Source organism: Geodermatophilus sp. URMC 61, assembly GCF_052931555.1.
On sequence record NZ_JBRFHZ010000002.1, the window covers coordinates 2,119,535 to 2,132,604 of the forward strand.

Consider the following 13,070-nt stretch of genomic DNA (forward strand, 5'->3'; position numbering starts at 1 on the left):
GGGCGCCGGTCACGACGGTGTGCTGCGGGCGGCGCGCGAGCGGAAGTCGCCGCGGCCGGTGTCCCCCTTCCAGTCGGCGAAGGACTCGCCGGTCAGCTCCTCCAGCAGCGCGATGTCAGGCAGCAGCGGCTCGAGCACCTCCCGGCGGACCTCCACCGGCATCGACGGCCGCGGGGCCCGCCCGGCGTGCAGCGCGGCGATCAGCGGGCGGCTGACCTGCCGCCACACCTGCGGCGGCGCGTACGCGCCCAGCGCCGCACCGGCGCGGACGGCCCGGGACAGCGCGCGGTACCCGGCGGTGTCGGCAACGTACGGCTTGACGTTCTCCGGAGGGACGGCGTGCGCGACGCCGGGTGCCACGCCCAGGAAGGCGCTGACCCGGTCGAGGGTCTCCCGCGGGCTGTCGACCACCTGCCGGTAGCGCAGCAGCAGGACCTGCTCCCGGGACACGTGCCGGTACAGGTCGCGCAGCTGCTCGCCGTAGCGGCCCAGCCCCCGGTAGTGCCAGAACGGCGCCCAGCCGTCGGCGACCCGCCGCTCCTCCCGCCGGACGGCGGTGAGGAAGTCCGCCTCGGGCTCGAGCCCGTCGGCGCGCAGGTGCACCCAGTTCGACCAGGCCCGGTCGACCGGGTCCCGGACGACGACGACCACCCTGACGCCCGGGACGTCGGCGGCCAGCCGGGCCTGGGCCGCGCGGTCGTACAGGTAGAAGGGCGTGCTCTCGCCGCGGACGGCCTCCGCCGGCGCGGCGGCGAACAGCGCGAGGTAGTCCGCCCGCCGCCAGATCCACTCCCGGGCGCTGTGCGCGTCGCCGGGGCCGCGCTGCCGCGACCGCGGCGGCGGCCGGCCGTCGGTCAGGTAGTACTTCGGCTCCTTGACCGGCGAGAGGTACAGGCCGGGGTGGGTGGCCAGGGCGGCGTGCAGCGCCGTCGTCCCGGCCTTGGGGGCGCCGGCGATAACGAACTGCGGCAGGCGTCCGGTCACGGGGAGGTCCTCCTGGTCGGGTCGCGGTCGGATGCACACTGGGCGGCGTCCCCCTCGGTCGACCCCGGAGCCGCCGCGTGCCCAGCCACCCCACCCCGACGTCCCCGGTGCGCCCGCCGGCCCCCGACCGGTTCTGGGCCGACGCCGCGGTGGTGCTGGAGCCGGAGGACCCGCGGCCGGGCTCTTGGGCCGGCGGGCCCTCGGCGCAGCTGGTCGACGGGACGTGGTGGCTGGCCGCCCGGCTGCGCCGGCCAGTGGGCGAGGGCCGCGGGTTCGCCAACGTGGTGTCGCGGTCGGACGACGGCGTGCGGTTCACCCCGGTGGTCGCGGTCGGCAAGGACCGCTTCGGCGCCGAGTCGCTCGAGCGCCCCGCCCTCGTGCACACGCCTGAGGGGCGCTGGCGGCTCTACGTCAGCTGCGCGACACCGGGGACGAAGCACTGGCGGGTAGACCTGCTCGAGGCCGACGACGTCGGGGGTCTGGCGACGGCCGAGGCGCGCACCGTCCTGCCGGGGAGCGACCGCGCGGCGGTCAAGGACCCGGTCGTCCGGCACGACGGGCGGCAGTGGCACCTGTGGGCCTCGGTGCACCCGCTCGACGACCCGGACGCCACCGACCGGATGACCACCGAGCACGCCACCAGCCCCGACGGCGTCCACTGGACCTGGCAGGGCACCGCCCTGGCCGGCACCCCGGGCACCTGGGACGCCCGCGGGGTCCGGTTCGCGACCGTGGTCCTGGACGGTGACCGGACCTGGGCTCTCTACGACGGGCGCGCCACGGCCGGCGAGAACTGGGAGGAGCGCACCGGGCTCGCGGAGGCCGGCGGCGACGGCCGGTTCACCGCGGCGGCGGGCGGCCCGCTGCTGCAGAGCCCGCACCCGCCGCACGGGCTGCGCTACGCCGACGTGGTGGCGCTGCCAGGAGGCGGTGCGCGGTGGTTCTACGAGGCCACCCGGCCCGACGGCGCGCACGAGCTGCGCACGGTGCTGCTCGACGGCTGACCGCGGCACCCACCGCTCCTCGCATCCGGGGCCCGGCGTGCGAGGGCCCGCGCTTGCCGGTGCCGGCCGGCACCCGCCAGGTCGTCACCCGGGGCACCCCATCGCGGAGGAGGGTTGCCGGCCAGCGAGCCGGGGCTCGTCGCTGGCGCTCGTGACCCGCGGGGAGCCTGACACGCCGTCTCGATTCCCGTCAAACCCGATCGACGTGATAGGGATTGGTCCGTGCGCGCCGCCCCGACCGTCCCCGCCGCCCTGCCGCGGCTGGTCCGGCGCGCGCACGTCGACCTCGGCCGGGTCTGGTCCGCCGCCTGTCGCTGACGGCGTGCCTCCCCTCCCGGCCGCCGACCGGCGCGACCGGACCCCGACCTCCCCGAGGAGACCCGTCGTGTCCCGATCGCTGCTCCACCCTGCCCGGCTGCGCCCGGCCCGCCCGGCCGACTCCCGCACCGGCTCGGCCGCACTCGCCGCGGCGCTGGCCGTCGCGGCCGACCGCTGGCTGCCGCTCGTCGAGTACCGCGCCGAGAGCCGGTGGAGCGCACCGCTCCCCCGCGACGCCGCCGCCGACGTCCTGGACCCGGCCCTGCACGAGGACCTGGCCCGCGCCCAGGTCTGGCTGCTGTCCTGGCTGCCCGGCCAGGGCACCGACCTGCACGACCACGGCGGCTCCGCCGGCGCCCTCGCCGTCGTCCGCGGCACGCTGTCCGAGACGGTGGGCGCCCGGGAGGGTGCCACCGAGCTGTCCGCGGGTCGGGTGCGCCACTTCGGTCCGCACCACGTGCACCGGGTGGCCAACTCCGGCGTCGATGCAGCGGTGAGCGTGCACGTCTACACACCGCGGCTCACGGTGATGCACACCTACCGCGTCGAGGGCCGGGTGCTGGTGCGCACCGGCACGGAGCGGGCCGGCGTCGACTGGTGAAGGGAAAGGACCCCGTCCTCCCCACCCTTCGCGAACTCGGGGCGCGTCCCGGGACGGGGCCGGCGGGACCTGGGGGAGCCGCCGGGGCCCCGGCGGGACGCCGGGCAGCGCTGCGTAGCCTCCGTCGCGGCTCCCGGCGTCCGGGGCCCCCGGACCCCGAGGAGCTGCCGCGATGTCCCGCCCCGGATCCCCGGAGACCGGTGAAGCCGTCCCCGCCTGGTTCGCCCGCGCGCTGGCCGGCGCCCCGGAGCACCGGGACGTCGTCGTCGACGGCACCCGGATCCACTACCGCGCGTGGGGCGAGCCGCGCCGGCCCGGGCTGGTCCTGGTGCACGGCGGCGCGGCGCACTCCGGCTGGTGGGACCACGTCGCCCCGCTGCTCGGCACACACCGGGTGGTCGCCCTCGACCTGAGCGGTCACGGCGACAGCGGCCGGCGCCAGGGCTACGGCATGCAGCAGTGGGCCCGCGAGGTGCTCGCCGTCGCGGCCGCCGAGGACCTCCCCCGCCCGGTGGTGCTCGGCCACAGCATGGGTGGCTGGGTGGCGCTGACCGTCGGCGTCGAGCACGGGGACGACGTCGCCGGAGTCGCCGTCGTCGACTCGCCGCTGGACCGGCAGCCGCCCGAGGAGCAGAGCGTGCGCGAGCAGCCGCTGGGGCAACGGGTGCACACCGACCTCGAGGTGGCGGTGGCCCGCTTCCGCACCCTGCCGCCGCAGGAGGTCTACCTGCCCCACGTCCGCGACCACGTGGCGCGCGGCTCGCTGCGGGCGGTCGAGGGCGGGTGGACGTGGAAGTTCGACCCCACGTTCTTCGGCAGCCGGCCGCTGGTGCGCCAGCTGCTGCCCCGGCTGGCCGCGCCGGCCGCGCTCTTCCGCTGCGAGCGGGGGCTGGTGACCCCGGAGATGGCCGCCGAGATGGTGGCCCTGGTGCCCGGTGGGCTGCCCGTCGTGGACCTGCCCGAGGCCGGCCACCACCCGATGCTCGACCAGCCGCTGGCGCTCGTCACCGCCGTCCGCACGCTGCTGGCGGTCTGGCCTTCCGGAGCGGCGCCGTCCGCGTAGCGTGACGGGCATGCCGAGCTCAGGTCGGATCCACCACCCCGGTCTGGCGCGCAAGGTCGTCCCCGCCGACGTCGCCGCCGGGCACATCCGGCACGGCGACACCGTCGGCATGAGCGGCTTCACCGGCGCCGGCTACCCGAAGGCCGTCCCCCAGGCCCTCGCCCAGCGGATCTCCGACGCGCACGCCGCAGGCGAGCCGTTCCGGGTCAACGTCTGGACCGGCGCCTCCACCGCCCCCGAGCTCGACGGGGCGCTCGCCGCCGCCGACGGCATCGAGCTGCGGCTGCCCTACCAGTCCGACCCGGTCAGCCGCGACAAGATCAACCGCGGGCTCATGGAGTACATCGACGTCCACCTGTCACACGTCGCGCAGATGGCGTGGATGGGGTTCCTCGGCCCGCTGGACGTCGCCGTCGTGGAGATCAGCGGCATCACCCCCGACGGCGACCTGGTGCCCTCCTCGTCGGTGGGCAACAACAAGACCTGGCTGGACCAGGCCGACCGGGTGATCCTCGAGGTCAACTCCTGGCAGAGCCCCGCGCTCGACGGGATGCACGACGTCTACTACGGCACCGCCCTCCCGCCGGACCGCAGGCCGATCCAGCTCACCCGCCCGGACGACCGGATCGGTGTGCCGTACCTGCGCTGCCCCGAGGACAAGGTCGTCGCCGTCGTCGAGACCGCCGCCCCCGACCGCAACACCCCGTTCAAGGCGCCGGACGCCGACTCCCGGGCCATCGCCGGGCACATCGTCGAGTTCCTCGAGCACGAGGTCGCCCGGGGCCGGGTGCCCCGCTCGCTGCTCCCCCTGCAATCCGGTGTGGGCAACGTGGCCAACGCCGTCCTCGCGGGCCTCGGGGACTCGTCGTTCGAGGGGCTGACCGCCTACACCGAGGTCATCCAGGACGGGATGCTCGACCTGCTGTGCTCCGGCAGCATGGTCTCGGCGTCGGCGACGGCGTTCTCGCTCAGCCCGGAGGGGGCGGCGCGCTTCGACGCCGGGGCGGAGGGCCTGCGGGGACGGATCCTGCTCCGGCCCCAGGAGATCAGCAACCACCCGGAGATCATCCGGCGGCTCGGCGTGCTGGCGATGAACGGGCTGATCGAGGCCGACGTCTACGGCAACGTCAACTCCACCCACGTCATGGGCAGCCGCATCCAGAACGGCATCGGCGGCTCGGGCGACTTCGCCCGCAACGCCTACATCTCCTTCTTCCTCAGCCCGTCGACGGCCAAGGGCGGCGCGATCTCGACGATCGTGCCGATGGTCAGCCACGTCGACCACACCGAGCACGACGTCGCCGTCATCGTCACCGAGCAGGGGCTGGCCGACCTGCGCGGCCTGCCGCCGCGGCGGCGGGCGGAGCTGGTCATCGAGCGCTGCGCGCACCCGGACTACCGCCCGCTGCTGCGCGACTACTACGAGCGGGCGCTGCGGGAGTCGCCCGGCCGGCACACCCCGCACCTGCTGGCCGAGGCGCTGAGCTGGCACACCCGCTACCTGGCCGAGGGCTCGATGATGCCGGCGCCCTGACCGGCCCCGTCCAGAGGCTCGCCGCGGCCCCGTCCAGGGTCCCGCCCCGGGCCTGCGAGGGGGGAGGACGGGGTCCTCCCTCAGGAGACGCGGACGGCGGAGACGTCGAACTCGATCTGGATGCGGTCGCTGACCAGCACGCCGCCGGTGTCCAGCGGGGTGTTCCAGGTCAGGCCCCAGTCGCTGCGCTTGATGGCCAGCGCGCCCTCGAAGCCGACCCGGGTGTTGCCGAACGGGTCCTTCGCCGAGCCGGTCAGCGAGAAGTCCACCGACACGGGCCGGGTGGTCTCCCGGATGGTGAGGTCGCCGGTGACCGTGTAGGTCTCCTCGTCGACCTGCTCCACGTCGGTGGAGACGAAGACGATCTCCGGGTACGTGTCGACGTCGAGGAAGTCCGCAGAGCGCAGGTGCGCGTCGCGGTCGGCCTGGCCGGTGTCGATGCTCGCCGTCCGGATGCGCAGCGACACCGAGCTCGCCGGCGGGTTGGCGACGTCGAGGTGCGCCGTCCCCGCGAAGTCGGTGAACGACCCGCGCACGGTGGTCACCATGGCGTGCCGGGCGCGGATCCCGATCCGGGTGTGCGCGACGTCGACCTCGTAGTCCCCCGTGACGTCGACGAGCGCGCTGGTGGCTGCGTCGAAGTCGGTGGGGTCCGCGTCACGTGCCCGGTGTTTGCCCACGGTGGCCCTCCTTCCCCCTGTGCCCGCACCATCCTGGCTGATCGCGTCCGGCACCGACACGCCAGGGTGCCACACCGGTCGGCTGCGCAGCTCGCAGCCGCCGGACACGCCGCGACGACCGGGTGACACCTTGCGCGGGGGGAGGACCATCGAGGGGTGGACGACGACAGTCCTCGACTCCAGGCCGCGGCACGAGCCGCGGAGGCCGCGCGGCGCGCTCGCGAGCTCGCCGCGCGACGTCGCGCGATGACCGGGTCCTCCGGTTCCGGCCCCGGCGACGTGCGGCAGGCGCAGCAGCGGGCCGCCGAGGCCGTCGATCACGCCCGGGTCGCGCTGCAGCGGGCCGCGACGGGCCACGAGCGGGCGGCGCAGAGCCACGAGGCCGCCGCCGAGGCCCACGAACGGGCCGCGGAGCGGGGCGTCGGCGACGCCGACGAGCACCGCCGCCGGGCCGCCGAACACCGCCGAGAGGCGATGGCGAACCGTGCCGCGGCCGCCGGGGACGCCCACCGCACCGCCGGGAGCGGCCAGGACGAGCCCGAGCCGCAAGTCTGAGGAGGGTCCCGTGCCGAGCGACTCGCCCGAGCTGACACCACCCCCCGGTGCCGTGCGGCCGATGCGGCCGTCCGCCGCGCTGGACACGCTCGCCGAGCTCGAGGTGGCCCACGAGGAGCTGAGGGTCGCCGAGGAGGAGGTACGGGTCCAGCAGGAGCAGATCGAGGCGCTGCTGAACCGGTACGAGGCCGAACGGCGCTGGCGCAACCACCTGTCCGGCCTGGTGCCGGTCGCGCTCGCGCACACCGACGGCGCCGGGAAGCTGGTCGACGCGAACCAGGAGCTGGCCGTGCTCCTGCAGGTGCCGCTGCCCCGGCTGGCCGGCAAGCCGCTGAGCGTCTACCTGCAGCCCGAGGACGTGCCGCCCTTCCGCTCCGCGATCCGGATCCTGGCGACCGGAGCGGCCGACCGGCAGCGGCTGCGGGTCACGCTGCGCGCGCGTCAGCACGGCGCCGCCCGGGCCGAGCTGTTCGGCTTCCCCGATGCCGCGGCCGGGCAGACCTCCGAGACCCGGCTGCAGTGGGTGCTCCTCCCCGTCACCGAGGAGCCGAGCAGGTCCGCCCGGTCGGGGCCCGGGTCCGCCGACGCCCTCGGGCTGGCCACCGCCCTGGCCGAGCTCTCCAGGCTGCCCATGGCGGACGACGACCGGCAGCGGCTGCTGTCCCGCATGGCGGTCCTGGTGCAGAGCGCCGTCCCCGCGGCCACCGCGGTGAGCATCACCGTCGGCTCACCGCTGGACCCCCAGCAGCTCGGCAGCGACTCGCTCGTGGCCCAGGAGCTCGACGGCCTGCAGCTGCAGGCGGGACAGGGCCCGTGCTGGGACGCCCACGCAACCGGGGCCGTGCTGACCGTCGACGACCTCCCCGCAGACGAGCGGTGGCCGCGACTGCGTCCGCTCCTCGCGAGCAGTCCCGTGCGCAGCGTCCTGGCCCTGCCGCTGCGCGAGGGCGGGGAGTCGGTCGGCGTGGTCAACGTCTACGCCGCCGAGCCCGGCACCTTCGCGGGGGAGAGCCGGCGCATCGCCGAGTTGGTCACCGCCGCGGTGAGCGGCGTACTGCAGAGCGTGGCCGAGCGCGAGTCGCTGCGGACCCTGGCGGCGAACCTGGAGAAGGCGCTGACCTCGCGGGCGACCATCGACCAGGCCAAGGGCGTGCTCATGGCGCGGCTGGGGATCGACGCCGACGAGGCCTTCGCCCGGCTGGTCGCGCTGAGCAACCGGCTGAACGTCAAGCTGCGCGACCTCGCCCAGCTGGTCGTCGACGGCCACGCCGCCGAGGTGATCGACGCCGCTCGCCAGTGACGACCCACGGCCTCAGGGGCCGATCGGGTCCATGAGGACGACGGCGCCGGTCGGCTGCCCGGGCGCCTCGGAGAAGGCGGTCACGGTGACCCGGACCCGCACCGGCCGGCCGCGCCGGTTGACCGCGTCGAGCTCGACGGTGGCGTGCCCGCCGTCCGCGGCGACGGCGTCGCCGGCGACGTGCCGCCGCAGGAGGGGGTGCAGGCGGGTCACCGGCAGGCCCATGTCGAGGTCGAGCACGTGCCGGCCCTGCACCTCGTCCTGGCGCAGGCCCCACAGGTCCTCGGCGGCGGCGTTCCACACCAGCACCCGCAGGTCGGCGTCCACCACCGCCACCCCGGCGCGGAAGCTGCTGAGCACGCCGCTCATGAAGCGGTTCACCGCACCGACCTCGTCGGTGGTGACGCGGAGCTCCTCGTTGGCGGAGTGGAGCTCGTCGTTCATCGACTGGAGCTCCTCGTTCATCGTCTCCAGTTCCTCGTTGGTCGACTGCAGCTCCTCGTTGGTGGTCTCCAGTTCCTCGACCGTGGACTGCAGCTCCTCGTTGGTGGTCTCCAGCTCCTCGTTGGCCGACTGCAGCTCCTCGTAGGCGGTCTCCAGCTGCCGGTTGGCGAACTCCAGCTCCCGCTGCAGCCGGCGGTAGCGGGTGACGTCCTCGAAGACGACCGTCGTGCCCAGCAGCTCGCCGTCCTCCCGGAACAGCGGCACGACCTGGACGTCGAACAGCTGCGTCTCGTGGCCGATCCGGTGCCGCTCGACCCCGCGCAGCCACAGCGGGCGGCGGGTCTGCGCGGCCTCGGCGATGGCTCCACGCAGCTCCACCGGTCGGTAGGAGACCTCGAGGTCCTGGAACGGCCGGCCGACGTCGCGCTGCTCGACGCCGAACAGCCGCTCCGCCTGGTGGTTGACCATCGCCAGCCGGCCCTCGTCGTCCAGCGCCAGCTGCGCGGCGGGCCCGGACAGCAGCGCCTCACGACGCAGCCGGTCGAGGTCCTGGTCGCCCTCGGCGGGGACCGTGCGCACCGCCGGGACGACGGTGCGCCGGTCCCGGGCGGGTGCACCGTCGCGTTTGCGGAAGAACCGGCGGGTGAGGTCGACGGGGGCGAAGAGCTGGTTGTGCGAGAGCAGCATCTCGGCCTTGCCGAGGAAGAGCAGCCCGTTCGGGTCGAGCGCGTAGTGCAGCCGGCCGAGGATGCGCACCTGGGTCTCGGCGGTGAAGTACATGAGGGTGTTGCGGCACAGCAGCAGGCCGATGTGCGAGATCGGCGCGTCCTGGACCAGGTCGTTGCGGCCGAAGATGACCGAGCGGCGGAGGTCCTTGCGGAAGGCGAACCGGCCGTTCTCGGGCGTGAAGTACTCCCCCACCTGCTCGGGGGTCAGCCCGGCCAGCTCCCGCTCGGTGTAGGAGGCCTGCCGGGCGTACGAGAGCGCCTCCTCGTCGACGTCGGTCGCGTAGATCTTGACCCGCTCGCGGAACTCGTCGGCGCCGAGGGCGTCGGCCAGCAGGATGGCCAGGCTGTAGGCCTCCTGACCCGACGCGCAGCCGGCACTCCACACCCGGACGACCGGCCCGGCGTCGGCGAGCAGGCCCGGCAGCAGATCCTCTCGCAGGTGGTCCCAGGCCGCGGGGTCGCGGAAGAAGCTGGTGACGTTGATCAGGATCGTGTTGAACAGCGGCGTGAACTCTTCGGGGTGGACCTCGAGGAAGTCCTGGTACTCCCCGAAGGAGGCCACCTCGACCTCGCTCATCCGCCGCCGGATCCGCCGGCTCAGGCTGGGCCGCTTGTAGCCGGTGAAGTCGAAGCCACGGCGCTCGCGCAGGTAGACCAGCAGCGCCTCGAGGTCGGGGTCCGGGGCGGTCGCCGTCTCGGTCGTCTCCTCGTCGGTGTCCTCGAGCACCGCGTCGTCCTCCTGCCGGTCCTGCTCCCCCACCGGCTCAGCCCTCCTCGACCGCGTCCGGCAGCGCCGAGCCGCCCAGCTCGCCGCGGTGCAGCAGCTCGCGCAGCAGCGCAGCGGCGTCCCGGGCCTCGTCGTAGCGGACGCGGAACCGCCGGGCGCTGTGCCGGTGCCCGCGCTCCTCGGCCCGCCGGCCCATCTGCAGGCTCAGCGCCGCGCGCTCCTCCAGGCCGCGCAACGCCATCCACAGGGCGCCCTCCAGGGCCTGCGACTGCTCCTCGGCGAGGGCCTCGGGGGACCACGCGTGGCCCACCCGGCAGCGGTAGCGCTCCATCGGCCCCTCGGTGATCGTGAACAGCGCACCGTGGCAGGTGGGGCACCCGAAGCCGGACGCCACGCCGGGCCGGTCCGCGGCGTCGTAGGTGCCGCCGTCGAGCTCGGCCATCGCGGCCTCCGTCTCCATCAGCTCGGACGGCGGTGGCACCTCGGCCACGTCGACCTCCTCCTCGAGCAGCCGGGCCAGCAGCTCCGGCATCGCGGCGACCGGGACGACGTGCTCGGCGCCGCCGACCTCGCGCGCGTGCCGCGGCATGCTGGCGTACATCGCGTCGTCCGGGTCCTGCACCACGCCGACCCCGCCGCGGGCGCGGACGGCGATCATCCCCGCGGTGCCGTCGTCCAGGGTCCCGGAGAGGACGACGCCGACGACCCGGGGGCCGGCCGCGCGGGCCGCCGAGCGGAAGAGGACGTCGACCGCCGGGCGGTGGCCGTTCTCCCGCGGTCCGCGGGACAGCGCGATGCGGTCGCCGTCGACCATCAGGTGGACGTCGGGGACGCAGACGGTGACCGTGCCGTGCTCCAACGGGTCGCCGTGCTCGGCCGGGCGCACCGGCAGCGCACAGACCCGGTCGAGGATGGCCGGCAGCGCGCTGCGCGCTCCCGGCGGCATGTGCAGCACGACGAGGACGGCGGCCGGCAGGTCGGCCGGCAGGCGGCCCAGCAGGTCGCGCAGCGCCTCCACCCCGCCGGCGGAGGCGCCGACCACCACGAGGTCCCGCTGCGTCGTCGGCACCGTCCCCCACCCGTCGCTCGGCCGCGCCCCCGGTCGTCCGCCGGCGGCGCGTGCACCGAAACGGTAGTTCCCCGTCCGCCCGGACGGCGGCGTGTCCTCAGCGGCCGCGCCAGACCGGGCGGCGTTTCTCGGCGAAGGCCGCCGCCCCCTCCCGGGCGTCCTCGCTCGTGAAGACCGGCGCGACGAGCTCGTTCTGCCGCTGCCAGCCCTCCGCGGTGGTCCAGTCGACGCTGCCGAGGACGACCGCCTTGGTCGCGGCCAGGGCCAGCGGGCCGTTCGCGGCGATCGTCGCGGCCAGTGCGAGGGCGCCCTCCAGCGCTCCGCCCTCGGGGGTGACCCGGTTGACCAGGCCGACCTCCGCGGCCCGCCGGGCGTCGATCGGGTCGCCGGTCAGCAGCATCTCCATCGCCACGTTGCGCGGCACCCGTGCCGGCAGCAGCAGCGCGCCGCCGCCGGCGGCGACCAGCGAGCGCTTGACCTCGGGCACCCCGAAGCGCGCGGTCTCGGCGGCCACCACCAGGTCGCAGGCGAGCACCAGCTCGAAACCGCCGGCCAGCGCCCAGCCCTCGACCGCGGCCACCAGGGGCTTGCGCGGCGGGGTCTGCGTGATGCCGCACAGCCCGCGGCCCTCGATCGCAGGCGTCTCACCGCGCAGGAAGGCCTTGAGGTCCATGCCGGCGGAGAAGGTGCCGCCGGCGCCGGTGAGGACGCCGACCCGCAGCTCGTCGTCGGCGTCCAGCTCGTCGACCGCGGCGGCCACCGCCTCGGCGACGGCCCGGTCCAGGGCGTTGCGCGCCTCCGGCCGGTCGATCGTGACGACCTGGACGCCCTCGCGCCGCTCGACCCGCACCCCGTCGCCCACTGCTACTCCCCTCGCTCCGCCTGCACCACCGCACCGGCCTCCAGCAGGCCGGCCACCTCGTCCTCGCCGAAGCCCCACGCGGCCAGCGCCGTGCGGGTGTCCTGGCCGGGCGCACGGGGTGCCCCGCGCACCGCGCCCGGCGTGCGCGAGAAGCGCGGCGCCGGCGCCGGTTCGGGGTGCCCGCCGCGGTCGGCGAAGGTGCCGCGGGCGGTCAGGTGCGGGTGCTGCGGCGCCTCGGTCAGCCCGAGCACCGGCGTCACGCAGGCGTCGGTGCCGGCGAAGGCCTCGGCCCACTCGTCGCGGGAGCGGGTGGCGAAGGCGGCGGCGATCCGCGCGCGCTGCTCCGGCCAGCCGGCGACGTCGAGCTGCCCGCCGTGCACGCGGGGGTCGATGCCCAGGCCGGCGAGCAGCTGGGCGTGGAACTGCGGCTCGATGGCGCCGACCGCCACGTGCCGGCCGTCGGCGCAGGCGTAGGTGCCGTAGAAGGGCGCGGCCCCGTCGAGGAGGTTGGCCGCGCGGCGGTCCTGCCAGGCACCGGCGGCGAGCAGGCCGTAGACCATGGTGACCAGCGAGCTAGCGCCGTCCACCATGGCCGCGTCGACCACCTGGCCGCGCCCGCTCGTCTGCCGCTCGAGCAGGGCGGCGAGCACCCCGACGACGAGGAACAGCGCGCCGCCGCCGAAGTCGGCACCGATGTTGAGCGGCGGGACCGGCGCCTCCGCCGGCCCGATGGCGTGCAGGGCGCCGGTGAGCCCCAGGTAGTTGATGTCGTGCCCGGCGCGGTCGGCGAGCGGGCCGTCCTGGCCCCAGCCGGTCATCCGCGCGTAGACCAGCCGCGGGTTGCGGGCGAGGACGTCGTCGGGGCCGACGCCGAGCCGCTCGGTGACGCCCGGGCGCAGCCCCTCGACCAGCACGTCGGCGCGCTCCGCCAGCCGGAGGGCGACGTCGCGGCCGGCCGGGCTCTTGAGGTCGACGGCCACCGACGGCCGGCTGCGGCCCAGCGCGTCCCGCTCCGGCGGCACCAGCTGCGTGCCGCCGCCGGGCCGGTCGACCCTGACGACGTCGGCGCCCAGCTCGGCCAGCAGCAGGCAGGCGTAGGGGGCGGGGCCGAGACCGGCCAGCTCGACGACGCGGGTGCCCGCGAGGGGGCCGGAGGGCGGCAGCACGGGACGCACCGTAACGCCCTACGGTTCGACCCGTG

At 75.7% G+C, this 13,070-nt stretch carries 12 protein-coding genes and 1 riboswitch; of the genes, 6 read left to right on the forward strand and 6 right to left on the reverse strand.

Translation table 11 applies throughout. From position 1 onward, the window contains the following. Positions 1–9 precede the first annotated feature (9 nt). The gene (locus tag ACU610_RS09745) at positions 10–984 is read right to left on the reverse strand and encodes a sulfotransferase (RefSeq protein WP_446767503.1); all 975 of its coding nucleotides are present in this window, start codon (positions 982–984) and stop codon (positions 10–12) included. Positions 985–1,061: 77 nt separating this feature from the next. On the opposite strand from ACU610_RS09745, the gene ACU610_RS09750 reads away from it, so the two are divergent. From ACU610_RS09750 to ACU610_RS09765, 4 genes are all read left to right on the forward strand, one after another. Continuing rightward, positions 1,062–1,988 carry a hypothetical protein gene (locus tag ACU610_RS09750; protein WP_446767504.1) on the forward strand — a complete coding sequence of 309 codons (927 nt, stop codon included), beginning with the start codon at positions 1,062–1,064 and terminating at the stop codon, positions 1,986–1,988. 44 nt (positions 1,989–2,032) lie between these two features. Next, positions 2,033–2,145, reverse strand: a riboswitch (SAM riboswitch). 228 nt (positions 2,146–2,373) lie between these two features. After that, on the forward strand, positions 2,374–2,907 hold the full coding sequence (locus ACU610_RS09755; protein WP_446767505.1) for a cysteine dioxygenase: 534 nt from the start codon (positions 2,374–2,376) through the stop codon (positions 2,905–2,907). 172 nt (positions 2,908–3,079) lie between these two features. Further along, positions 3,080–3,970, forward strand: a complete 891-nt coding sequence (locus tag ACU610_RS09760) for an alpha/beta fold hydrolase (protein WP_446767506.1) — start codon at positions 3,080–3,082, stop codon at positions 3,968–3,970. A gap of 10 nt (positions 3,971–3,980) precedes the next feature. Continuing rightward, positions 3,981–5,504, forward strand: a complete 1,524-nt coding sequence (locus ACU610_RS09765; RefSeq protein WP_446767507.1) for an acetyl-CoA hydrolase/transferase family protein — start codon at positions 3,981–3,983, stop codon at positions 5,502–5,504. A gap of 80 nt (positions 5,505–5,584) precedes the next feature. Here ACU610_RS09765 and ACU610_RS09770 read toward each other — a convergent pair whose 3' ends face one another. Next, positions 5,585–6,184 carry a YceI family protein gene (locus ACU610_RS09770; protein WP_446767508.1) on the reverse strand — a complete coding sequence of 200 codons (600 nt, stop codon included), beginning with the start codon at positions 6,182–6,184 and terminating at the stop codon, positions 5,585–5,587. 156 nt (positions 6,185–6,340) lie between these two features. On the opposite strand from ACU610_RS09770, the gene ACU610_RS09775 reads away from it, so the two are divergent. Both ACU610_RS09775 and ACU610_RS09780 read left to right on the forward strand, forming a co-directional pair. Then, complete coding sequence (locus ACU610_RS09775; protein ID WP_446767509.1) at positions 6,341–6,739, forward strand: hypothetical protein; 399 nt, start codon at positions 6,341–6,343, stop codon at positions 6,737–6,739. A gap of 10 nt (positions 6,740–6,749) precedes the next feature. Then, complete coding sequence (locus ACU610_RS09780; protein ID WP_446767510.1) at positions 6,750–8,039, forward strand: ANTAR domain-containing protein; 1,290 nt, start codon at positions 6,750–6,752, stop codon at positions 8,037–8,039. Positions 8,040–8,051: 12 nt separating this feature from the next. Here ACU610_RS09780 and ACU610_RS09785 read toward each other — a convergent pair whose 3' ends face one another. From ACU610_RS09785 to ACU610_RS09800, 4 genes are all read right to left on the reverse strand, one after another. Next, a complete protein-coding gene (locus tag ACU610_RS09785) occupies positions 8,052–9,971 on the reverse strand; it encodes a CheR family methyltransferase (protein ID WP_446767511.1) in 1,920 nt (639 codons plus the stop codon). A gap of 4 nt (positions 9,972–9,975) precedes the next feature. After that, positions 9,976–11,007, reverse strand: coding sequence for a chemotaxis protein CheB (locus ACU610_RS09790; protein WP_446767512.1), 1,032 nt, complete (start codon positions 11,005–11,007; stop codon positions 9,976–9,978). 97 nt (positions 11,008–11,104) lie between these two features. Further along, positions 11,105–11,869 carry a crotonase/enoyl-CoA hydratase family protein gene (locus ACU610_RS09795; RefSeq protein ID WP_446767513.1) on the reverse strand — a complete coding sequence of 255 codons (765 nt, stop codon included), beginning with the start codon at positions 11,867–11,869 and terminating at the stop codon, positions 11,105–11,107. A gap of 2 nt (positions 11,870–11,871) precedes the next feature. Next, positions 11,872–13,035 (reverse strand): CaiB/BaiF CoA transferase family protein, encoded by a 1,164-nt coding sequence (locus ACU610_RS09800; protein ID WP_446767514.1) that lies wholly within the window; start codon positions 13,033–13,035, stop codon positions 11,872–11,874. Positions 13,036–13,070: the final 35 nt, after the last annotated feature.